The sequence below is a fragment of the Nonomuraea sp. NPDC049129 genome, assembly GCF_040648495.1.
Classification (GTDB): domain Bacteria; phylum Actinomycetota; class Actinomycetes; order Streptosporangiales; family Streptosporangiaceae; genus Nonomuraea.
The window spans coordinates 1,005,733-1,026,299 of the sequence record NZ_JBEZDU010000001.1 but is presented as its reverse complement, the minus strand read 5'-3'; the positions used below and the strand labels follow the sequence as shown (position 1 = coordinate 1,026,299).

Sequence of the window (20,567 nt, the reverse complement as noted above, 5' to 3'; positions counted from 1 at the left end):
CCCTGACACGAGACGCGAATGTGACAGTTCCCACGCCTTTGGTGCCAAGCCTGTGGCACCTTGTGCGGTTTCCTTACGCGGCCGGAGACGTGGCGGCCGAGGCCTCGCGCAGCGGCAGCCGTACCTCGAACCACGTGTCGCCGGGCGTCGACCGCGCCTTGAGCTCGCCGCCGTGCCGGCCGGCCACGATCCGGTACGAGATGTCCAGCCCGAGACCGGTGCCCTGGCCGACGGTCTTCGTGGTGAAGAACGGCTCGAAGATCCGGTCCTTGATCGCGTCCGGTACACCGGGGCCGGTGTCGCCGATCTCGATGATCGCCTCGTCCTCGTCGTGCGCGGTACGGATGGTCAGCGTGCCCTCCCCGTCCATCGCGTCGAGCGCGTTGTGAATGAGGTTCGTCCACACCTGGTTGAGCTCGCCGGCGTAGGCGGGTATGGGCGGCAGCGTCCGATCGTAATCGGTGACCACGGTGATGCCGGGCGGGATCTTGCCGCGGAAGATGGCGATCGTACTGTCGAGCAGGTCGTGCACGTCGCAGACCTGGAACGGCGCGCGGTCCATCTGGGAGTACTGCTTGGCCGAGGCGATCAGCGAGGTGATCCGCTCGGTCGCCTCGGTCACCTCACCGAGCATCTGCGAGATCTCGACCGCCTCGGCCAGCCAGTGCACCGCGGCGCCCGCGTGCTCCTGGCCCACCTTCTTGTGCACCTTCTCCAGGTGCGCGCGGCTGAATCCGGCGTTGACCAGCGCCGGGGCCAGCTCCCACGCGTCCTCCACGCCGAGCTCCTCCAGCGCCTCGCCCAGGTCGTCCTCCGCGTCGGAGATCTCCATCGGCGAGCGCGGCGGCAGGTTGCCGACGGCGGCGGTGCACTGCTCCTGCATGTCGATCAGGGCCCGCAGCCGCTCCGGCGGGATGCCGTCCTCGGCGAGCTGGGCCAGCTGCACGCGGGAGGTCCTGATGAGCGTGCGCAGCTCGCTCACCGCCCGTACGGCCGCCGCCGCCGGGTTGTTCAGCTCGTGGGTGAGCCCGGCGGTGATCGTGCCGAGCGCGGTCAGCCGCTGGCGCCGGTCGATGACCTCCCGCTGCATGCGACCGCCCGACATCATGCCGTCGAGCAGGTGCATCGCCATCGGGAACCACTCGGCCACGATGTGCGCGAACTTCCTGGCCGGCAGCAGGAACATCCGGGAGGGCGCCGTGGCCCGCAGGCTGTGCTGGTAGCGCTCCGGGGCCCGGGCGCCGAGGTAGGCGCTGGTGGCCCCGCCGTAGACACCCGGCTGGGAGCTGCGCGGCATGGCGACCGTCCCGGCCGTGACGGTCTCCTGGATCATCTGGATCTCGCCCTCGACCAGCACGGCGAAGCACTCCGCCGGGTCGCCCTGCTGGATGATGATCTCGTCCTGGGCGTAGTTGCGCATCTGGCCGCTGAGAGCCAGCTTGGTGAGCTGGTGGTCCGTCAGGCGCTCGAACAGGAAGAGCTTGCGGAGTTCGTCGATGTCGATCGTCATTGCTTCTCCAGGTAACGATGCACGAGCGCGACTGCCATCGCGCCTTCACCGACGGCGGAGGCCACCCGCTTGATCGACTCGGCCCGAACGTCACCCGCCGCGAGCACTCCCGGCACGTTCGTCTCCAGGAAGTACGGCTCGCGTCTGAGCGTCCAGTTGCGTGGCCGCTTGCCGCCCTGCACCAGGTCCGGCCCGGTCAGCACGAACCCCTTGTCGTCGCGTTCGATCGTCTCGCCGAGCCAGGAGGTGAAGGGCTCGGCGCCGATGAACGCGAACAGCCACTGCGTCTCGGCCACCCACTCCTCGCCCTTGGTCGAGAGCGTGAGGCTCTCCAGGTGCCCGTCACCGGCGGCGCTGGTGATCTGCGTCTGGAAGTGCACCTCGATGTTCGGGAGCGCGTTGATCTGCTCGATGAGGTAGTGCGACATGGACTTCTCCAAACCGTCACCTCTCACCAACAAATGAACCTTGCTCGCAAATCCCGCCAGGTAGACCGCCGCCTGACCGGCCGAGTTGGCCGCGCCGACGATGTAGACCTCGCTGTCCTTGCAGGAGGGCGCCTCGGTCAGTGCCGCGCCGTAGAAGACGCCCCGGCCGACGAAGTCGTCCAGGCCGGGCGCCTCCAGACGGCGATAGGTGACGCCGGTCGCCAGGATCACCGCGTGCGCGGCGATCTCACCGCCCCCCTTGAACCCGACCACCCTGGCCTGGCCGCGCGGCTCCAGATGGCTGACCTTCTGCGCGCTCAGCAGCTCGGCCCCGAACTTCAGCGCCTGCCTGCGCGCCCGGTCGGTCAGCTGCTGGCCGGAGACACCGTCGGGGAAGCCCAGGTAGTTCTCGATCCTGGAGCTCTGACCCGCCTGCCCGCCGGAGGCGTGCGCCTCGATGAGCACGGTGTTGAGCCCCTCGGAGGCGCCGTAGACCGCCGCGCCCAGCCCGGCCGGGCCGCCGCCGATCACGATCAGGTCGTAGAAGTCGGTCGCCGGCGTGGTCGACAGGCCCACGGCCGAGGCGAGCGACGCCTGGTCGGGCGACTGCATCGACACGCCGTCGGCGGTGACCACCAGCGGCAGCCGGCAGTCCGCGCCGACCGCCGCGACGAGCTCCGCGCCCTCCGGGTCCTCGGCCAGCAGCCACTGGTACGGCACGTGGCTGCGGGCCAGGAACTCCCGCACCTTGTACGACGGCGCCGACCACCGGTCGCCCACCACGCGCAGCTCGGCCACCTCAATGCGCTCGGTACGGTGCCAGGCGTCCAGCTGGCCGTCGATCACCGGATAGAACTTCTCCTCCGGCGGATCCCACGGCTTGAGCAGATAGTGGTCGAGGTCGACCACGTTGATCGCCTGGATCGCGGCGTCGGTGTCCGCGTAGGCGGTCAGCAGCACCCGGCGCGCGTACGGATACATGTCCATCGCCGCCTCAAGGAACTGCACCCCGTTCATCTGCGGCATCCGGTAGTCCGCCAAGATCGCGGCCACGTCGTCGCCGCGCAGCCGCATCTCCTTCACCGCCTCCATGCCCTGGTCGGCGGCCTCCGCCCGGACGATTCTGTACTGCTGGCCGTAGCGGCGCCTCAGGTCGCGCGCGACCGCCCGTGATACGCCCGGGTCGTCGTCCACCGTCACGATGACCGGCTTGTCCATGGCCCTACCTTCCCCACGTATGTCCCTTAAGGAAGGATGTCATGTTCTGCCAAGTCAGTGAGCGCTCACTACTAAGATGCGCCCATGAACACGCGCGATCGCATCATCGATGCCGCCGAGCAGGCCATTCACGAATTCGGCATGGCCGGGGCGACCACGAAACGCATCGCGTCGCAGGCGGGCTGCTCCGAGGCGCTGCTCTACAAGCACTTTCCGGGCAAGGAGGCGCTGATCCTGGCGGTGCTGCTCGAACGGCTGCCCGCGCTCGCCCCCGCGCTGGCCACGCTGCGCGAGCGCGTCGGGCAGGGCGACCTGGCGGCCCACCTCACCGAGTTCGCGCTGGCGGCCCTCGACTTCTACGGCCGGGCGGCCGCCATCGGCTCAGGAATGATGTCCGATCCGTCGCTGCTGGCCGGGTTCAGGCGCATGCTCGCCACGACGGGCACCGGCCCGCACCTGCCGATCGAGGTGCTCGCCGAGATCCTGCGGGCCGAGCAGGAGGGCGGCAGGCTGGACAGCGCGATGGACGCCGGCGCCGCCGCCTCGCTGCTGATGGGTGCCTGCTTCCACCGCGCCCACCTGGCCTTCTTCGCCGACCCGCGGCAGCCGGCCGACGCGTGGGCCGCAGCGATCGTCGCGACCCTGATCAGGCGATGACGCGCCTCTCGTCCCCGTGGACCAGCGTCGCGGTCAGGCGATGACGCGGCTCTCCCCGCCGTCGACCAGCATCGAGATCCCGTTCACGAACGAGGCCCGCTCGCTGGCCAGGAACGCCACCACGTCCCCCACCTCCTCGGGACGTCCGACGCGCCCCACCGGCACCCCGCCGCCCCGCGCGGCCAGGCCCTCGTCGCCGCCCGCCAGCTCCCGCAGCCGCTCGGTGTCGATCGGGCCGGGCAGCACGTTGTTGACCAGGACCCCGTCGCCGCCGACCTCGCGGGCCAGCGTGCGCACGATCCCGGCCACGGCGGAGCGGGTCGCGTTCGACAGGGCCAGGCCGTCGATCGCCTGGCGCACCGACCCACTGGTGATCGTGATGATGCGGCCCCAGCCGCGGGCGCGCATCTCCGGCAGCACGGCGTACATCAGGCGTACCGTGCCGAGCAGGTTGCGCTGCACCGCGACGTCCCAGTCGCCCAGGCCGGCGTCGACGAACCGGCCCGGGGGCGGTCCGCCCGCGTTGGCCACCAGGATGTCCACGGGGCCGAGCACGTCACGCGTCTCGGCGACCACCCGCACCGCGGCGTCGTGGTCCTCCACGTCCGCGAGCACGGCGTGCACCACGCCGCCGAACTCCTGCAGCTCGACCACCGCGTCGGCCAGCCGTTCCGGATTGCGCGCGCTGACGCAGACGGCACAGCCCTCTCGCGCCAGGCTCTTGGCCGCGGCGAGACCGATGCCCGCGCTGCCTCCGGTGACCAGTGCGACCTTGCCCTTGATGCCCAGATCCATGAAGGTGACTATAGGTCGTCAAGCACTCCGTATCCGTGAGAGCTTGTCCGGGTTGAGCAGACCGCACAGGCAGGATCGCGCGGGGCTTCCTGATCTCGGCGTGCTCCGTGGCCTGCCAGCCGGGCCGCGGGTAGAAATGCCGCGACAAGCATGATGAGGTTGGGACGTGGCGAGAAATCTGATTCTTTCGGGAGGCCTGTTCCATGACTTCGAGGCCACGTCGGCGGCGCTCGCCGAAGTACTCGCCGGGGTGGGAATCGAATCCGACATCACCGAGGACATCGCGGGCGCGCTGAGCGAGCCGTCGGAGGTCCAGCTCATCACCGTCAACGCGCTGCGCTGGCAGATGGGCCTCGACCGCTTCGCCGACCTGCGTGACGAGTGGCGCTTCGAACTGCCCGCCGAGGCCCGCACCACCCTGCTCGACCACCTCGACCGGGGTGGCGGCCTGCTGTGCATGCACTCGGCGTCCATCTGCTTCGACGACTGGCAGGGGTGGCCGCGCGTGCTGGGCGGCTGCTGGACCTGGCCCAAGTCCCACCACCCGCCGCTGGGCTGGACCGGGGTACGCGTGCACGGCGGCCACCCGATCGTCGAGGGGCTGCGCGACTTCGACCTGGTGGACGAGGTCTACAGCGACCTCGACGTGCTGCCGGACGTGGAGCCGCTCGCGTCGTCGGCCGGCGGGCAGCCCCTGGTGTGGGCGCGGCCGGTGCGGCGGGGACGGGTCGTGTACGACGCGCTGGGGCACGACGTCAGGTCCTACGAGAACGAGATCCACCGCACGCTGCTGCAACGGGCCGCCCTGTGGCTGCTGAAACGCCCGGTGGCCGTGACCGACTGAGGAGCGCTTACGCGCCGGCCACGAAGCAGCGGATGGCCTTGGCCAGTTCGTCCGGGACGTCCTCGGCCAGGTGGTGGCCGCTGTCCAGGGCGTGCCCGCGCACGTCGGACGCCCACTCGCGCCAGACCGCCAGCGGGTCGCCGTACAGATCCTCCATGTCATCCCTTGTCGCCCAGAGGAAGAGCATCGGGCACGCGACGCGCCGCCCAGCGGCCCGGTCCGCGTCGTCGGCCGCCCGGTCGACGCCCAGGCCCGCCCGGTAGTCCTCGCACATCGCGTGTACGGTCTCGGGGTCGTGGATCGCCCGGCGGAAGTCCTCGTACGCCTCGGCGCCCATCTGCTCGGGCCCCGTGCCGTACCAGGCATCCGGGTCGGCGTTGATCACGCGTTCCGCCGGTTTGGCGGTCTGGCCGAGGAAGAACCAGTGCCACCACCTGGCGGCGAAGCCGGCGTCGCAACGGGCGAGGGCCGCACCGATGGGCACGCTGTCGAGCACGACGAGATGCGTGACCGCGTCGGCATGGTCGAACGCCAGCCGCTGGGCCACGTACGCCCCGCGGTCGTGACCGACGACGGCGAACCGCTCGTGGCCGAGCGAGCGCATCAGCGCGACCATGTCCCCGGCCATCGCGCGCTTGGAGTACGGCTCGTGATCGGCGGTCGTCGGCGGCTTGGACGAGCGCCCGTACCCCCTGAGATCGGGGCAGACCACGGTGTGGTCGGGGGCGAGCAGCGGGGCCACCCGGTGCCAGGTGGCGTGGGTACGTGGATGGCCGTGCAGCAGCAGGACGGGCGGGCCGGAGCCGCCGTGCCGGACGAACAGCTCGGCCTGGCCCACGTCGATCCGGTCGGTCACGAAGTCGTCGAACATTCGCCCGCGTCTACCCCGGCTGACCGCTTCCATCCACGCGCCCGCTCAGGTCTTCCGGAACGCTCAGGTCTTCCGGAAGATCGTCGCGCCCGCTCGGGCTTTCCTGAACGCCGCCGACCCGGCGCGCCGACTCCGACTCGTGGGCCAGGCGGCGCAGGGCGTCGAAGGCCCTCCCGTACAGGACCGTGCCCAGCACCAGCGCCTCGACGGCGGCCTCGCGCGGCCCGTCGAACGGCACCGTGTCCATCTCCACCTCGGCCACGAGTCGCTGAGCCGTCTGGGCATAAACCGTCAGGTCGGTCGACAGGCCCAGCTGGCCCAGCCTGACGACGGTCTGGGTGAGTTCGTCCCGCGTCGGGGCGGTGGGGGCGACGTCCCAGCCCAGCTCCCTGATGAGCAGGTCGACCTGGCCGCGCGCCGCGTCCCACTCCTCGCCGGGCTCCGGTTCGATGGTGGGGCCCAGGGCGTACTGGGCGGTGCCGAGCATGTGGTGCACCGAGAGCGACTCGTCGTCCACCGCCTCGATGACCTGTTTGATGGCGGCGACGGGCAGCCGGCCCACTTCGAGCAGCGCCCTGATCAGGCGGAGTCTGCGCAGGTGGGAGTCGTCGTAGTCGGCTCTGGTGGCCGCGAGTTGCCGGCCCTGGTGCAGCAGGCCCTCACGGAGGTAGTACTTGATCGTCGCGATCGCCACACCGGACTCGACACTCAGCTCCGAAACGCGCATCGCTAGATAATAGCGCTATCCAGAGCGCGCGAGATGCCGGGCCGCGTGCACGAGATCGTCCACGTCGGCCTGCCGGTTCCAGAGGAACACCACCTCGAGCGGCGGAATCTCCTCGGCGACGGGGATGAAGGTGAGGCGTTCCGGCACCGGCAGGCCGCCGCGTACGCAGAGCGTGTAGCCGGCGCCGGACTCGACCATGGCGACGGCGGCGTCATGAGTGGGCGCCCCGGGGCCGAGCCGGGGATGCAGGCCGAGCCGGACGAACCCTTCGAGGAACCGGCGCGCACCCGCCACCGCGTCGGACTCCGGCATGACGAGCGGCTCCGTCGCCAGATCGGCCAGCCGCAGCCGCTCGACCGAGGCCAGCCGGTGATCGCGGGGGAGCAGGGCGAGCACCTGAGCCCGCTGGACGAGCATCCGGGCCACGCCACGGGGCAGCGAGCCGGGGGCGTAGCCGAGCCCGGCCTGAAGGGTTCCGTCCATGAGGGAGATGATCTGCTCGGCCGTGCACATGGGCGCGACCCGCAGCCGCGACTCCTGAACCTGCGACAGGAGCCGGGCCACCACGTCCCCCAGCCCGTCGGCGACCCCCAGGCGGACCGTCTGCCCCTTGCCCCGAGCGGCCGCCACGGCCCGTTCGAAGGCGTCGACCGCCACCGTGGCCTGGGCCAGGAACACCTCACCCGCCTCGGTGAGTCGCACCCCGCTGGACGAGCGCGTGAACAGCTCGACGCCGATCTCCTTCTCCAGCGCCCTGAGCTGCTCGGAAAGGGTGGGCTGGGCGATGTGGAGCACGGTGGAGGCACGGCGCAGGCTGCCCGCACGGGCGATGGTGATCGCATAGCGTACGTGGCGTAGATCCATCGCTCACCTCGGGGTGATGGGGATGGGCTATCGTCGCACCTCCGTATTACAGAACGGACTACCCGCTGTGAAGGTTGCCGTGGGGTGACTGTTTCCGCCGCCGGCCGGTCAGTGCCTCTCGCGGTCGACTCGGAGGAGAGACATGCCGAGCAAGCGCTTGTGCGGAAACCGCCGCCGCGTTAGCGTGACGGGCGAGCACCACATGCGTCACCCGCCGGGGTGGATCGCGCCCCGCCCCGGCGAGTGACCCGACGCCCGTCAGCCGGGCAGCCTTCAGCGAGGCAGCCTTCAGCGGGGCAGGAGGTGGGCATGCAGCCCTTCGCCGGCCGGGCGGCCGTGGCCGGTGTCGGCATGACCGCGCTGACGCGCGAGTCCGGCCGCACCGAGCTGGACCTGGCGGTCGAGGCCTGCCGTACGGCGTGCGCCGACGCGGGCATCGCGCCCACGGAGGTGGACGCGGTCCTGAGCTACCACATGAACGACTCGGCCCCCGTCACCCAGGTCGCCCGCGCGCTGCGCATCGACCGGCTGGGCTGGCACAACGACATAGCCGGAGGCGGCACCCAGGCCGCCTCGATCCTGGGCGACGCGGCCATGCTCATACACGCCGGTTTAGCGCGAAATATCCTGATCTATCGGGCGCTTAACGGGCGCTCCGGCAAGCGCATGAACACCGTCTCCACCGGTCCCCAGGAGCGGTTCACCTACGGCATGGCCGGCCCGATCCCGCTCTTCGCCCTGGCCGCGACCCGCTACCTGCACGACACCGGCCTCGGCCCCGAGCACCTGCACGCCGTCGTCGCCCAGTCCAGGGACAACGCCAAGACCAACCCCCGTGCCCTGCGCCGGGAGCCGCTGTCGTTCGAGGAGTACCTGGCCAGACCGTACGTCTGCACGCCACTCCGTACCGTCGACTGCTGCCAGGAGACCGACGGCGCGTGCGCGCTGCTGGTCAGCGGCGTGCTCGGCGGCCCGCGCATCCAGGCCGTCGTGCGCGGCGGCGGCCCCGGCTGCTCATCGATGGACCGCGCGCCGGACGTGAGCGCCGTCTTCTCCGAGTACGTGGCCCCCATGCTGTGGGAGGCGTCGGGCATGCGGCCGTCGGACGTGGACGCGGCACTCCCGTACGACGCGTACTCCTGGCTGGTCCCGCGGCAACTGGCGGACTTCGGCCTGGTCCGTCGCGAAGACCTGGGCCCGTACCTGCTGGAGCGACGCCACGCCTGGATCAACCCGCACGGCGGCCTGCTGTCGGAGGGCTATGTGCACGGCCTGAACAACGTGGCCCAGGCGGTCCGGGAAGTGCGTGGCGGTCGTGAGGTGGCGCTGGCGACGGGCTTCGGCGGCAGTTACGGAAGCGCGGCGCTGCTGGTGGGGTAGCAGGTCAAGAACCGGCCGTGAACGCCGCGTGCGAGGCCCGCCGGTCGGCCTCCGGCAGCAGGTCGCGCGCCGCCAGCCAGGCCGCCGCCCCCGCCGCGTCCCGCGCCGTGGTCACGGTCTCACCGGCCAGCAGCTCGCGTACGGCCTGCCGTACCGGACCGTCGCTCGTCAGCACGCTCCCGGCCAGGACCACCGGCCCCGACCGGTGCACCCGCCGCACCGTGGCGGCCAGGTGCGCGGCGGCCTGGCGGGCGATGCCGAGCGCGAGCGGGTCGCCCGCTTCGGCGGCCTGGCTGACCAGCGCCGACAGGGCGGCCAGGCGCATGTGGTCGGCCTGCGCCAGCCGGACGATCCGATCGGCCACCTTGCGCGGCGTGGGGCCGTGCTCGGCCCCGAGGAAGTGCTCGACGACCAGCTCGACCAGCGGGCCCGCCGAGGAGCCGCGATCCAGCTCGGCGACGACGGCCTTGGCGCCCGCGCGCCCGATCCAGAAGCCCGACCCCGCGTCGCCCAGCAGCCAGCCCAGCCCGTCGGCGATCACGTCCAGCTCGTAGCCGGTGATCCGGGCCGCCACCGCCCCCGTCCCCGAGAGCAGCAGCGAGCCGTCCGGCTCGGGCGACCCCGCGACGTACGCGATCACCGTGTCGCCCATGAGCCGCGGCCCCGAGGCGATGCCGTGCCCCGCCCACACCTTGGCCAGCGCCGGCTCCATCTCGTCGACGAACCCCGAGATCCCGGCCAGCGAGGCGACGACCGACGAGGCGTCCAGCCCGGCCAGAGCCCCGCTGAGCGCGGTCTCGATCGCCGCCACCGCGTTCGCCAGGCCGTGGGCGCTCGGATTGCCCGCGCCCGCCCTGGCGTATCCGACACGGGTGCCGTCGAGCGAGTGCACGGCGACACGGGTGGAGGTGGCGCCAGCATCCACCCCAATGGTGAGCGAAATGGTCACGGTCCGATTGTGGGACTTGACTCCGCGGAGAAGCAAGAATAATTTTCGGCGGAAGACCGGGTATCCGGAAGGAATATTCGTGACTTCAGGGGCCCTCGGGCGTGTGGAAACAGAACTCCCCGGTTTGCCGGAGGCGTTGCGCAGAGTCGGCGAGGTGATCCTCGGTGATCCGGCCGAGGCGGCCCGGTCGACCATCATCGCGCTGGCCGAGCGCGCGGGCAGCTCGCCCGCGACCGTGACCAGGTTCTGCCGGGCCTTCGGCTTCTCCGGTTACGCCGAGCTGCGCGTGGCGCTGGCCACCGAGACCGGCCGGGCCGCGCAGGCGGGCTGGGGCGCGGGCGTGGGGCACGAGATCGGGCCTGACGACCCGCTCGACTCGGCGATCGAGGTGATGGCCGCGGCTGACGCCCGGCTCATCCAGGACACCGCCGCCCAGCTCGACTCGGAGATCGTCGCCCAGGTGGCCGACGCCATCGTCGCCGCGCGGCGGGTCCTGCTCGTCGGCGTCTCCACCAGCGGGAACGTCGCCACCATGTTCGAGGGCCGGCTGCGCCGCATCGGCATCCCGGGCTGGAGCGCGGGCGACGCGCACGTCGCGCTGTCGGACGCCGCGCTGCTCGGCGCGGGCGACGTCGCGATCGGCATCAGCCATCGGGGCCGGACCCGCGAGGTCATGGAGGCCCTGGCCGAGGCCGGCAGTCACGAGGCCACCACGGTCGCGGTCACCTCGTTCGCCCGCTCGCCGCTCGCCGAGCTGGCCGACCTGGTGCTCACCACCGCCAGCAGGGAGACCACCTTCCGGCTCGGCGGGCTGGCGGCCGTCCACTCGCAGCTGTTCGTGCTCGACGCCGTCTACGTGGCGGTGGCCCAGCGCACTTACGAGCGCACCAACCAGGCGTTCGGGCTCACGATCAGCGCCGTGGAGAGCCATCGGGTGGAGAGAGGCTGAATGACGTTCGCAACGAAGGCCCTGGAGCTGGCACACCAGGTCGTGGAGACACAGGCGGAGCCGGTACGCCGCGCCGCCGCGCTGCTCGTCGCGTCGCTGCGGGCGGGGGGCGTGGTCAACGCGTTCGGATCCGGACATTCCGAGTCGATCGCGATGGAGATCGCCGGACGGGCCGGGGGACTGGTCCCCAGCAACCGGCTCACCCCGCGTGACCTCGTCCTGTACGGCGGCCAGCCGCCGAGCGTGCTCACTCCCGAGCTCGAACGCGATCCGGAGATCGCCCACCGGATCTACGAACTGGCGCCCGTCGCGCCGCAGGACGTGTTCGTGCTGATCTCCAGCTCGGGCATCAACGGAGCCGTGGTCGAGCTGGCCACGATCGTCAAGGACCGCGGCCATCCCCTGATCGCGCTGACCTCGGTCCAGCACAGCAGCCAGATGACCTCGCGCCACCCGTCGGGCCGCAAGCTGCTCGACCTGGCCGACGTCGTGCTGGACAACGGCGCGCCGTACGGGGACGCGATCCTCGAACTGCCGGGCGGCGGCGGTTACGGCGCGATCTCGACCGTCACCTCGGCGTTGCTCGCGCAGATGGTGGTCACCGAGGCGGTGGCCGAGCTCGTGGCGCTCGGCGAGACGCCGCCCATCTACCTGTCGGTCAACGTGGCCGGTGGCGACGAGCACAACAAGGCCCTGGAGAGCCGCTACGCAGGGCGGATCCGACGTGGAGCATGACTAGTCAGGAGTAGAAATATGCCGGACACCCCCCGTTTCACCAGGCGCGAGCTTCTCCGGAGCGCCGCGCTGGTCCCCGTGGCGGGCGCGCTCGCCGCGTGCGCGACCCCGGCCGCGAAGCCGTCGGCCTCGTCGTCGGCCGCCCCGGTCGCGACCAGCGCGGCCAACCCCTTCGGGGTCTCGGACAGCAAGCCGCTTGAGGTGTGGATCTTCGACGGCGGTTTCGGCCAGGACTACGCCAAGAACATCCACCAGCCGCTGTTCAAGTCGAAGTATCCGAAGGTGGAGATCAAGCACAACGCCACCAAGGAGATCACCAAGGTCCTCCAGCCGAGGTTCGCCGGCGGCAACCCGCCCGACGTGATCGACAACTCGGGTGCCAACGCCATGGACTTCGGCGCGCTCGCCCAGGACGGCCAGCTCCAGGACCTCACCCCGCTGCTCGACGCGCCTTCGTGGGACGACCCGAGCATCAAGGTCAGGGACACCATCGACCCGGCCGTCATCGACATCGGCACCATGGACGGCACGTTCAGCGTGCTCGGCTACGTCAACTACATCTTCGGCATCTGGTATTCGCAGAAGGCGTTCAAGGACAACGGCTGGGCGCCCCCCAAGACGTGGGACGAGTTCCTCAAGCTCAACGAAACGATCAAAAAGTCCGGCAAGATGGCCCCCTTCACCTACGCCGGAAAATTCCCGCAATATCTGTACGAAGTGCTGCTCACCATGGCCGCGAAGATCGGCGGCCCCGAGGTCCTCGTCAACATCGACAACCTCGAGGACGGCGCCTGGACCACGGAGGCCATGAAGACCTCCGCCACGGCCTGGGCCGAGATCGGCGCCAAGTACCTCCTGGAGGGCACCGCCGGCCTCGACCACGTGCAGACCCAGACCGCCCAGAACAAGTACAAGGTGGCCATGCTGCCCTCCGGCTCCTGGCTGGAGAACGAGCAGAAGACCACCACTCCGGCCGACTTCGAGTACGGCATGTTCCCCGTCCCCGACTTCACCAGCTCCGACAAGATGCCCTACGGCACGCTGCACAGCCAGCCGAGCGAGAACTTCATCGTCCCCGCCAAGGGCGCCAACCCGCAGGGCGGCATGGAGTACCTGCGGGCCATGCTGTCGAAGAAGGCGGCCGGCGAGTTCAGCGAGATGGTCAAGACCGTCTCGACGGTCAAGGGCGCGGGTGAGGGCCGCCAGTTGTCCCCGGGCGCCGCGAGCGCGACCAAGGCCTACACCGAGGCCGGCGCGAACATCGTCTACTACCGCTGGCAGACGTGGTACCTCCAGCTCAAGGACGAGGCCGTCGCCGCCACCGGTGAGCTCATGACCGGCGGCCTCACGCCGGACAAGTATCTGGAGCGCATCCAGAAGAAGTCCGACGAGATCAAGAAGGACTCCTCGATCAAGAAGTACAAGCGCTGATGTTGTTCAACAGGTATCGCCGAGGGCTGTTCATCACCGCGTTCCTGGCAGCCCCGGTGACCCTTTACCTGATCTATGTGATCTCTCCATACATCCAGGCGTTCTACATCTCGATGACGGACTGGCGCGGCGTCTCGGCCACGCCGGCCTTCATCGGGCTGGAGAACTTCCGCCGGCTCCTCGAAGACGGGACGTTCTGGAAAGCGGTCACGCACAACGCCGGGCTGCTCGTCCTGCTGCCCCTGATCACGATCATCATCGCCCTGTTCTTCTCCTTCCTCCTCAACGTGGGCGGCGGCGGGCGGGCCGTGGGCGGGATCAGGGGCTCCAAGTTCTACCGCGTGGTGTTCTTCTTCCCGCAGGTGCTGGCCGTCGCGGTGGTGGCGGTGCTGTTCCAGCAGGTGTTCCGGCCGGACGGCAGCGGGATGCTGAACGCGCCGCTGATGGCGCTGGGCGGCAAGCCGATCGGCTTCCTGTCGGACCCGGGTGTCGCGTTCTGGTCGGTGCTCGGTGTCATGGTCTGGCAGGCGGTCGGGTTCTACGTGGTGCTCTTCTCCGCCGGACTCGCCTCCATCCCGAAGGACATGTTCGAGGCGGCGCAGATCGACGGCGCCGGGCGGCTGAGCCTGTTCTTCCGCATCACCCTGCCGCTGCTCTGGGACACCATCCAGGTGGCCTGGGTCTACCTCGGCATCATCGCCCTCGACGTGTTCGCGATCGTGTGGGTGATGACCGACCAGCACGGCGGGCCCGACTGGTCGACCACGGTCATGGCGGCCGAGGTCTACCGCAACGCCTTCCAATACTTCCGCTTCGGATACGCCTCGGCCCTGGGCGTCGTGATGTTCTTCTTCACCGTCGGGTTCGCGATCCTTTCGCTGCGTCTGACGCGGCGCGAACGAATCGAGTACTGATGACGACGACCTCGTGGACGGTGGCGAACTCCCGCAAGCTGGCCCGCCAGGAGAGCCGGAAACGGCTCGGGCCGATGGCGATCCTGTCGCACGTCGCGCTGCTGCTGTGGACCGTGCTCACGGTGGTGCCGATCCTGTGGACGTTCCTGGCGTCGGTCAAGAGCGAGGACGAGATCTTCGGCGACGCCTGGTCCCTGCCGGCCAGCCTGCGCTGGGACAACTTCGCCAGGGCCTGGGAGCAGGCGCACATCGGCCAGTACATGCTCAACAGCGTCATCGTGGTCGCCTTCAGCGTGTTCGGCACGATGCTGGTCGGCTCGATGGCCGCGTACGTGCTGTCGCGCTACCCCTTCCGCGGTAACCGGGCCGTCTACCTGCTGTTCGTGTCGGGCCTGGCCTTCCCGGTCTACCTGGCGCTGTCGCCGCTGTTCTTCGTCGTGCAGAACATGGGCAACGTCCCGCTGATCGGCCCGTTCATCGGCCTGAACACCCACGCCGGCCTCGTGCTGGTCTACATCGCCTACTCGATGCCGTTCACGGTGTTCTTCCTGTCGGCCTTCTTCCGTACGCTGCCCACGGCCGTGGCGGAGGCGGCCATGGTCGACGGCGCCTCGCACACCCGGGTGTTCTTCCAGATCATGCTGCCCATGGCCAGACCGGGCCTGGTCAGCATCACGATCTTCAACATCCTCGGTCAGTGGAACCAGTACCAGCTGCCGCTGGTGCTGCTGCAGGAGCGCGACAAGTGGGTGCTCACCCAGGGCATCGCCGACATCTCGACGGCCGCGGGCTATGACCAGGACTGGTCGGCCCTGTTCGCCGCCCTGACGCTGGCCATCCTGCCCATGCTGGTCGTCTACACGGTCTTCCAGCGCCAGATCCAGTCGGGGCTGACCGCGGGGGCGCTCAAGTAATTATCCTCTCGCGCACCCGACCCGCCGGGCCTAGGCTGCTGGTGTGATCGGCGACATCCGCGCGTTGCTGGCCCGCCACCTCCCCGACGTCGAGGTGCGCTCTCTGACCGAGTCCGGGCAGGGCCTGGACCACGAGGTCTACGAGGTCAACGGTGAGTTGATCGTCCGGGGCGGCAAGGCCACCGATCCGGTGGCCACCCGCCGTGAGGTCGAGCTGCTGGCCGCGGTCCGCGAGCTGGCCACCGTGGCGGTGCCCGAGGTGGTCTTCGCCGACTACGAGCAGGGCGTGATCGCCTACCGCAAGCTGCCGGGCGAGCCGCTCAACCAGCACCCGGTGCCGGACCCCGCGGCGCTGGCCGCCCCGCTCGGCCGCCTGCTGAGCGCCCTGCACAGTGCCCCTGCCGATGACCTGCGCGCGCTGGCGCCGCCCGACCTCTACCCGGCGCCCACCCTGCTGGTGGACGCCGGGCTCGACTACCGCGACGTCGAGGGGCACGTGCCGGCGGAGCGGCGCCCGCTGGTGGAGCGGTTCTTACGCGACACACCGCCCGACGAGCCGCGTGACCTGCGCTTCTGCCACAACGACCTGGGCAGCGAGCACCTCCTGGCCGACGCCGCGACCAGCACGCTGACGGGCGTCATCGACTGGACCGACGCCGCCCTCACCGACCCGGCGCACGACTTCGCGCTCATCTACCGCGACCTGGGCCCCGAGGTCTTCGAGCGGACCCTGGCGCACTACGACCGCGACTTCGACGAGCGCGACCGGGCCAGGGTCGTCTTCTACGCCAGGTGCGCGCTCATCGAGGACCTCGCCTACGGCCTGAGCACCGGCCCACGCCACTACGCCGACGCCGCCCTGGCCCACCTTGAGTGGACCTTCAGCTGATCACCTAGCGCTGAGCTCGTCGCGCAGCCGCTCGGTCGCGCCGACCACGTTCGCCAGCGCCGCCTCCACCTGCTCATAGGTACGGGTCTTCAGCCCGCAGTCCGGATTCACCCAGACCCGCTCGGCGGGCAGCACCTTCAGCGTCTCCCGCAACAACTCCTCAACCTCGGCCTGGCTCGGCACTCTAGGCGAGTGGATGTCGTAGACGCCCGGCCCGAGCCCCCGCCCGAAGGAGCCCACGGCCCCCAGGATCCGGGCCCCGGAGCGGGCCGACTCGATCGTGGTGACGTCGGCGTCCAGGCCGTCGATCGCCGCGAGGATCTGGTCGGCGTCCGAATAACACAGGTGCGTGTGGATCTGAATGCGGTCGCTGGCCCCCGAGGTGGCCCGCCGGTACGCGGCCACGGCCCACTCCAGGTAGTCGGCCTGCGAGGCCCGCCTGAGGGGCAGCAGCTCGCGCAGCGCCGGCTCGTCCACCTGGATGATCGATACACCCGCCGCCTCCAGGTCGCGTACCTCGTCCCGGACCGCGTCGGCCACCTGGAACACCACGTCGCGCAGCGGCAGGTCGTCGCGGACGAACGACCAGGCGACGATCGTGACGGGCCCGGTGAGCATGCCCTTGACCGGCTTGTCCGTCAGCGACTGCGCGTGGCGCGCCCACCGTACGGTGATCGGCGCGGCCCGCCCGACGTCGCCGTGCAGGATCGGCGGCCTGGTGCACCGGGAGCCGTAGGACTGGACCCAGCCGTTGGCGGTCACCGCGAAGCCGTCGAGGTGCTCGGCGAAGTACTGGACCATGTCGTTGCGCTCCGGCTCGCCGTGCACGAGGACGTCGAGGCCGAGCCGTTCCTGCAGCCGGATGACCCGCTCGATCTCCGCCTCGACCCGCCGCTCGTAGTCGGCCTCCGGCAGCGTGCCCGCCACCACGGCCGCGCGGGCCGCGCGCAGCTCGCCGGTCTGCGGGAACGACCCGATCGTGGTGCTCGGCAGCACCGGCAGCCGCAGGTGCGCGGCCTGGGCCGCGGCGCGCTCCGCGTACGGTCCGCGCCCCTCGAACACGATCGGGTCCGCCAGCGCCACCGACGCGGCCGGCGCCTCGGCGCCCCGGAAGTCGGTGCGCGCCAGTTCGACCACCTCCGCCACCTTCTGCTCGGCGAAGGCCAGCCGCGCCCGCAGCGCCGGGTCGAGCCCTTCTTCCCCCGCCACGTCGTAGGGCACGTGCAGGAGCGAGCACGAGGTGCTGACCACCACGTCCGCCGCGTGCTCCCGCACCGCCCGCAGCAGGCTCAGGGCCCGCCCAGGAGCGGTACGCCACACGTCCCGCCCGGACACCACACCCGCCACCACGGTCTTGCCCGCCAGCGCCGACAGCCGGTCCAGGCCGCCGCGCACCAGGTCCACCCCGATCGCCTCCACCGGCGTCGCGGCCAGGACGGGCAGCGCCTCGCCCAGATCACCGAAGTAGGAGGCGACGAACAGCCCGGGACGCGAAGGCGCGGCCCCCAGCCGCTCGTAGGCGGCCGTGACGGCGGCCAGTTCCTCGGGCGTCCGGTCGGCCACCAGCGCGGGCTCGTCGAGCTGCACCCACTCCACGCCCTCGGCCGCCAGGATCGCCAGCAGCTCCTCGTAGCAGCCCAGCACCTCGTCCAGCCGCTCCAGCGCCCCGGCCAGCAGCAGGAACGTCACCGGCCCCACCACCACGGGCCGGGTCTCGAAGCCCAGCTCCCGTGCCTGCCGCAGCTCGGCGAGCGGCTTGGCCGGGTCGAGCTTGAACACGGTCTCGGCGTCGATCTCCGGGACGATGTAGTGGTAGTTCGTGTCGAACCACTTCGTCATCCGCAGCGGCGCCAGCCCGGCGGTGCCTCTGGCCATCGCGAAGTAGGGATCCTCCGCTTCGAGGTAGCGCCGTGGCACCGCGCCGAGCAGCACGGCCGTGTCGAGCACCTGGTCATAGAGGGAGAAGGTGTTGGACGGCAGTCCGGCCAGGCCCAGCTCGTCGAGCCGCCGCCAGGTCCGTTCCCGGATCTCGGCGCCTGTCTCCTCCAGCTCCGCCCGGGTCGAGCGGCCGTCCCAGTAGGACTCCAGGGCCCGCTTCAGCTCCCTTCGCGGGCCGATCCTCGGATATCCGAGCACGGTGGACCGGGGAAATGACGACATTGACTTGCTCCCTGCGTTGACTTGATCGAACGCGGAGAATTCACCACAGCGGCCCCGTCTGATGCATCCTGTATTCGTGCTGCTTATGCTCAAGGAGGTCCAGTGCTTCGCCCGCGTAGCGGCCCGGCTCAGCTTCTCGATCGCCGCCGCCGACCTGGGAATGTCCCAGCCCGCCATGAGCCAGGCCATCACCAGGCTGGAGCGCGCGGCCGGGACCAGGTTGTTCGACCGGTCCGCCCGCGCGGTGCGGCTGACCGCCGAGGGCAGGGCGCTGCTTCCGCACGCCGACGAGCTGCTGACCGCCGCTGCCGCGTTCGCGGCCGAAGCCGCCCGGCTGGCCCGGCCGACCATTCATCTTGCTTATCCACCGCTTGTCGGCGCGCTGGCCGCCCGGGTAGCCCGCCGGTTGGCGGCCCGCACCCCGGCCATCGGCGTGGAGCTCACGGTCGCCGGTCGTGGGGCGGCCGCCGACGCGCTGGAGCGGGGTGAGGTGTCGGCGGCGATCCTGGCCACCCCCGCGCCCGCGCGGTTCGTCACCGCCGCCAGGTTCCACGTCTCGGTGGACCAGCTCGCGGTGCCGCTGGGGCACGCGCTGGCGCCGAGGGCCAAGGTCGGCGCCGGGGACCTGGCCGGGCAGGTGCTGCTGACCCCCGGCAGCCGGGCGTGGGCCGGGCTGCCGGGGCGCTCGCGCATGGTGGCCGACGACGACTTCGCCGCCGCGCTCGACCTGGTCGCGGCGGGTGCCGGGGTGCTGCCGATCCCGCAGCTGCTGGCCAGGACCATCCGCCGCGACGACCTGAGGTTCGTCCCGCTCGACGCGGGCGAGCTGCGCATCACGTACGCGCTGGCCTGGGCCAGGGAGCGGGTCACGCCCGAGCTGATGGCCCTGGTGCAGGCCGTACAGGATGCCTTGTGGACTAGGTAGCCGGTAAGTTGCGCAGGGCCTCGCGGCGGCTCAGACCGGAGATGCCCTTGGCGCGTACATAGCGGATGACCTCGGCCGGGTTGGTCTTGGCGTACTCGCGCAGCGCCCAGCCGATCGCCTTGCGGGCGAAGAAGTCGTTGTCCGACAGGCTCGGCTCGATGCAGGCGTAGAGCAGGGCCGTGTCGGTGCGGGCCTTGAACCGGTTCTGGCTCAGGATCGCGGTGCGGCGCTTCCACAGATCGCCGTCGCGCGCCCAGTCCAGCATGAGCGGGCGCATCGAGTCGGGGAAGGCGGTCAGCAGGCCGCCGATCCGGTGCGTGGCCAGCTCGTCGACCAGGTCCCACCAGGCCCCGCTGACGATCATCTCCTCGTACATCGGCACCGTGTAGAGGGTCTGGAACTCCCGGTAGTGGTGATAGCCGGTCAGGTCGATCGCCGCGTAGCGCTCCTCGCGGTATTCGGCCTCGCGCCACAGGCCGAGCACCGCCCGGCGCCACTCCGGCGCCGTGCCGATGCGGTGGGCCGAGAAGACCCGCCGCAGCACGGCCCGCCTCCGCACCGCCTGGACACCGAGGAAGGGCATGTCGGACTTCATGTACGCGCGCATCGTGGCGGCCTTCTCGGGCTCCGCCGCCTCCCGCAGTGCCTGACGCACCGCCTTACCAAGCGTCATGCCTGCTGGCTGGTCCGCTCACCCGTGGCCAGGCCGTCGAAGAGCACGGTGATGTAGTGCTCGGCCAGACCCGTCGTGTTGAGCCGCCCGCCGGGACGGAACCAGCGCACCGCCACCCAGATCGTGTCGCGGATCATCCGGTAGGTGAGCTTCGGGTCCACGTCGGCGCGGAACTGCCCGGCCGCCTGGCCCGCCTTGATCTGCGCGACCCAGATCTGCTCGACCTCGTCCTCGGCCTTGACCAGGTAGTTGAACCGCTCGAACTGCCGCAGATAGTTCCAGTCGTTCTGCATTACGGTGATCGCGGCCCGGTGCGGCTCCAGCGTGCCGAAGCCGATGCGGACCATTTCCGACAGGATCGTGCGCGGGTCGGAGCCCGAGGCGATCGCCGTGCGGTAGCGGGCGACCAGGTCGTCGAGGAAGGTGGAGAGCACCTCGTCGACGATGGTCTCCTTGGAATCGAAATGGTGATAGAGACTTCCCGAGAGGATGCCCGCCTCGTCGGCGATCTCGCGTACGGTCGTGGCCTGGAAGCCCTTGCGGGCGAAGAGCTCCGCGGCGAGCTTGACGAGGTGGTCACGGCGCTCCGACGCCGGCCCGGACGAGGTCGCGCGCTGGCGCTTCGCCGGGGCGGCCGCGCTCTGCCCGGAGTTCTTTCGCGTTGTCACGCCTCCCATTATGAGCCCTCAGACAATCGCTTGTTCACCGAACCCGCCCAGCTCACCCGGCATTCC

General features: G+C 70.6%; 20 protein-coding genes. 10 read left to right on the top strand and 10 right to left on the bottom strand.

Features of this window, described 5'->3' with window-relative positions; genetic code table 11:
* Positions 1-73: 73 nt before the first annotated feature.
* Together AB0B64_RS04560 and AB0B64_RS04555 are read right to left on the bottom strand one after the other, a co-directional pair.
* Positions 74-1,510, bottom strand: coding sequence for an ATP-binding protein (locus AB0B64_RS04560; protein WP_358174612.1), 1,437 nt, complete (start codon positions 1,508-1,510; stop codon positions 74-76).
* A complete protein-coding gene (locus AB0B64_RS04555; protein WP_358174609.1) occupies positions 1,507-3,156 on the bottom strand; it encodes an FAD-dependent oxidoreductase in 1,650 nt (549 codons plus the stop codon). The genes AB0B64_RS04560 and AB0B64_RS04555 overlap by 4 nt, the downstream gene beginning before the upstream one ends.
* 84 nt (positions 3,157-3,240) lie before the next feature.
* On the opposite strand from AB0B64_RS04555, the gene AB0B64_RS04550 reads away from it, so the two are divergent.
* Positions 3,241-3,813, top strand: a complete 573-nt coding sequence (locus AB0B64_RS04550; RefSeq protein ID WP_358174607.1) for a TetR/AcrR family transcriptional regulator — start codon at positions 3,241-3,243, stop codon at positions 3,811-3,813.
* 33 nt (positions 3,814-3,846) lie between these two features.
* On the opposite strand, the gene AB0B64_RS04545 is transcribed toward AB0B64_RS04550, so the two are convergent.
* The gene (locus AB0B64_RS04545) at positions 3,847-4,608 is read right to left on the bottom strand and encodes an SDR family oxidoreductase (RefSeq protein WP_357946621.1); all 762 of its coding nucleotides are present in this window, start codon (positions 4,606-4,608) and stop codon (positions 3,847-3,849) included.
* A 166-nt stretch (positions 4,609-4,774) separates the two neighbouring features.
* On the opposite strand from AB0B64_RS04545, the gene AB0B64_RS04540 reads away from it, so the two are divergent.
* Positions 4,775-5,452 carry a ThuA domain-containing protein gene (locus tag AB0B64_RS04540; RefSeq protein WP_358174605.1) on the top strand — a complete coding sequence of 226 codons (678 nt, stop codon included), beginning with the start codon at positions 4,775-4,777 and terminating at the stop codon, positions 5,450-5,452.
* 7 nt (positions 5,453-5,459) lie between these two features.
* Here the strand turns inward: AB0B64_RS04540 and AB0B64_RS04535 are convergent, their stop codons facing one another.
* Genes AB0B64_RS04535 through AB0B64_RS04525 form a run of 3 tightly spaced genes read right to left on the bottom strand, consistent with a single transcriptional unit; the run spans position 5,460 to position 7,914 of the window.
* Positions 5,460-6,323: an alpha/beta hydrolase gene (locus AB0B64_RS04535; RefSeq protein ID WP_358174602.1), complete on the bottom strand. Its 864-nt coding sequence runs from the start codon at positions 6,321-6,323 to the stop codon at positions 5,460-5,462.
* Positions 6,324-6,333: 10 nt separating this feature from the next.
* Complete coding sequence (locus AB0B64_RS04530) at positions 6,334-7,050, bottom strand: MerR family transcriptional regulator (RefSeq protein ID WP_358174599.1); 717 nt, start codon at positions 7,048-7,050, stop codon at positions 6,334-6,336.
* Positions 7,051-7,065: 15 nt separating this feature from the next.
* On the bottom strand, positions 7,066-7,914 hold the full coding sequence (locus AB0B64_RS04525; RefSeq protein ID WP_357946632.1) for a LysR family transcriptional regulator: 849 nt from the start codon (positions 7,912-7,914) through the stop codon (positions 7,066-7,068).
* Positions 7,915-8,223: 309 nt separating this feature from the next.
* Between AB0B64_RS04525 and AB0B64_RS04520 the strand changes: the two genes are divergently transcribed.
* Positions 8,224-9,294, top strand: a complete 1,071-nt coding sequence (locus AB0B64_RS04520) for an acetyl-CoA acetyltransferase (protein ID WP_357946635.1) — start codon at positions 8,224-8,226, stop codon at positions 9,292-9,294.
* A gap of 4 nt (positions 9,295-9,298) precedes the next feature.
* Here the strand turns inward: AB0B64_RS04520 and AB0B64_RS04515 are convergent, their stop codons facing one another.
* A complete protein-coding gene (locus AB0B64_RS04515) occupies positions 9,299-10,243 on the bottom strand; it encodes a BadF/BadG/BcrA/BcrD ATPase family protein (protein ID WP_358174596.1) in 945 nt (314 codons plus the stop codon).
* Positions 10,244-10,322: 79 nt separating this feature from the next.
* On the opposite strand from AB0B64_RS04515, the gene AB0B64_RS04510 reads away from it, so the two are divergent.
* The 6 genes from AB0B64_RS04510 to AB0B64_RS04485 are packed head-to-tail and all read left to right on the top strand — an operon-like array spanning position 10,323 to position 16,075.
* Complete coding sequence (locus AB0B64_RS04510) at positions 10,323-11,192, top strand: MurR/RpiR family transcriptional regulator (protein ID WP_357946641.1); 870 nt, start codon at positions 10,323-10,325, stop codon at positions 11,190-11,192.
* On the top strand, positions 11,193-11,927 hold the full coding sequence (locus tag AB0B64_RS04505; RefSeq protein ID WP_357946644.1) for an SIS domain-containing protein: 735 nt from the start codon (positions 11,193-11,195) through the stop codon (positions 11,925-11,927).
* 18 nt (positions 11,928-11,945) lie between these two features.
* Positions 11,946-13,358 carry an N-acetylglucosamine/diacetylchitobiose ABC transporter substrate-binding protein gene (gene ngcE, locus AB0B64_RS04500; RefSeq protein ID WP_357946646.1) on the top strand — a complete coding sequence of 471 codons (1,413 nt, stop codon included), beginning with the start codon at positions 11,946-11,948 and terminating at the stop codon, positions 13,356-13,358.
* Positions 13,358-14,272 carry a sugar ABC transporter permease gene (locus tag AB0B64_RS04495; protein ID WP_357946649.1) on the top strand — a complete coding sequence of 305 codons (915 nt, stop codon included), beginning with the start codon at positions 13,358-13,360 and terminating at the stop codon, positions 14,270-14,272. The genes ngcE and AB0B64_RS04495 overlap by 1 nt, the downstream gene beginning before the upstream one ends.
* A complete protein-coding gene (locus tag AB0B64_RS04490) occupies positions 14,272-15,186 on the top strand; it encodes a carbohydrate ABC transporter permease (RefSeq protein WP_358174593.1) in 915 nt (304 codons plus the stop codon). The genes AB0B64_RS04495 and AB0B64_RS04490 overlap by 1 nt, the downstream gene beginning before the upstream one ends.
* Before the next feature lie 43 nt (positions 15,187-15,229).
* Positions 15,230-16,075, top strand: a complete 846-nt coding sequence (locus AB0B64_RS04485; RefSeq protein WP_358174590.1) for a phosphotransferase — start codon at positions 15,230-15,232, stop codon at positions 16,073-16,075.
* Here AB0B64_RS04485 and metE read toward each other — a convergent pair whose 3' ends face one another.
* Positions 16,076-18,235, bottom strand: coding sequence for a 5-methyltetrahydropteroyltriglutamate--homocysteine S-methyltransferase (gene metE, locus AB0B64_RS04480; RefSeq protein ID WP_358174587.1), 2,160 nt, complete (start codon positions 18,233-18,235; stop codon positions 16,076-16,078). It lies immediately after the preceding gene.
* A gap of 85 nt (positions 18,236-18,320) precedes the next feature.
* Between metE and AB0B64_RS04475 the strand changes: the two genes are divergently transcribed.
* Positions 18,321-19,160 (top strand): LysR family transcriptional regulator, encoded by an 840-nt coding sequence (locus AB0B64_RS04475; RefSeq protein ID WP_357948108.1) that lies wholly within the window; start codon positions 18,321-18,323, stop codon positions 19,158-19,160.
* Here the strand turns inward: AB0B64_RS04475 and AB0B64_RS04470 are convergent.
* Positions 19,153-19,833 carry a DNA alkylation repair protein gene (locus tag AB0B64_RS04470; protein WP_358174585.1) on the bottom strand — a complete coding sequence of 227 codons (681 nt, stop codon included), beginning with the start codon at positions 19,831-19,833 and terminating at the stop codon, positions 19,153-19,155. The two genes, AB0B64_RS04475 and AB0B64_RS04470, sit on opposite strands and share 8 nt — an antisense overlap.
* Positions 19,830-20,501 carry a TetR/AcrR family transcriptional regulator gene (locus AB0B64_RS04465; protein ID WP_225299318.1) on the bottom strand — a complete coding sequence of 224 codons (672 nt, stop codon included), beginning with the start codon at positions 20,499-20,501 and terminating at the stop codon, positions 19,830-19,832. Before AB0B64_RS04465 ends, AB0B64_RS04470 begins: the two co-directional genes overlap by 4 nt.
* Positions 20,502-20,567: the final 66 nt, after the last annotated feature.

Bases quoted from the DNA above. Each gene is read 5' to 3' on its own strand.
- AB0B64_RS04560 (WP_358174612.1), bottom strand. From the start codon at position 1,510: ATGACGATCGACATCGACGAACTCCGCAAGCTCTTCCTGTTCGAGCGC.
- AB0B64_RS04555 (WP_358174609.1), bottom strand. From the start codon at position 3,156: ATGGACAAGCCGGTCATCGTGACGGTGGACGACGACCCGGGCGTATCA.
- AB0B64_RS04550 (WP_358174607.1), top strand. From the start codon at position 3,241: ATGAACACGCGCGATCGCATCATCGATGCCGCCGAGCAGGCCATTCAC.
- AB0B64_RS04545 (WP_357946621.1), bottom strand. From the start codon at position 4,608: ATGGATCTGGGCATCAAGGGCAAGGTCGCACTGGTCACCGGAGGCAGC.
- AB0B64_RS04535 (WP_358174602.1), bottom strand. From the start codon at position 6,323: ATGTTCGACGACTTCGTGACCGACCGGATCGACGTGGGCCAGGCCGAG.
- AB0B64_RS04530 (WP_358174599.1), bottom strand. From the start codon at position 7,050: ATGCGCGTTTCGGAGCTGAGTGTCGAGTCCGGTGTGGCGATCGCGACG.
- AB0B64_RS04525 (WP_357946632.1), bottom strand. From the start codon at position 7,914: ATGGATCTACGCCACGTACGCTATGCGATCACCATCGCCCGTGCGGGC.
- AB0B64_RS04520 (WP_357946635.1), top strand. From the start codon at position 8,224: ATGCAGCCCTTCGCCGGCCGGGCGGCCGTGGCCGGTGTCGGCATGACC.
- AB0B64_RS04505 (WP_357946644.1), top strand. From the start codon at position 11,193: ATGACGTTCGCAACGAAGGCCCTGGAGCTGGCACACCAGGTCGTGGAG.
- ngcE (WP_357946646.1), top strand. From the start codon at position 11,946: ATGCCGGACACCCCCCGTTTCACCAGGCGCGAGCTTCTCCGGAGCGCC.
- AB0B64_RS04495 (WP_357946649.1), top strand. From the start codon at position 13,358: ATGTTGTTCAACAGGTATCGCCGAGGGCTGTTCATCACCGCGTTCCTG.
- AB0B64_RS04490 (WP_358174593.1), top strand. From the start codon at position 14,272: ATGACGACGACCTCGTGGACGGTGGCGAACTCCCGCAAGCTGGCCCGC.
- metE (WP_358174587.1), bottom strand. From the start codon at position 18,235: ATGTCGTCATTTCCCCGGTCCACCGTGCTCGGATATCCGAGGATCGGC.
- AB0B64_RS04475 (WP_357948108.1), top strand. From the start codon at position 18,321: ATGCTCAAGGAGGTCCAGTGCTTCGCCCGCGTAGCGGCCCGGCTCAGC.
- AB0B64_RS04470 (WP_358174585.1), bottom strand. From the start codon at position 19,833: ATGACGCTTGGTAAGGCGGTGCGTCAGGCACTGCGGGAGGCGGCGGAG.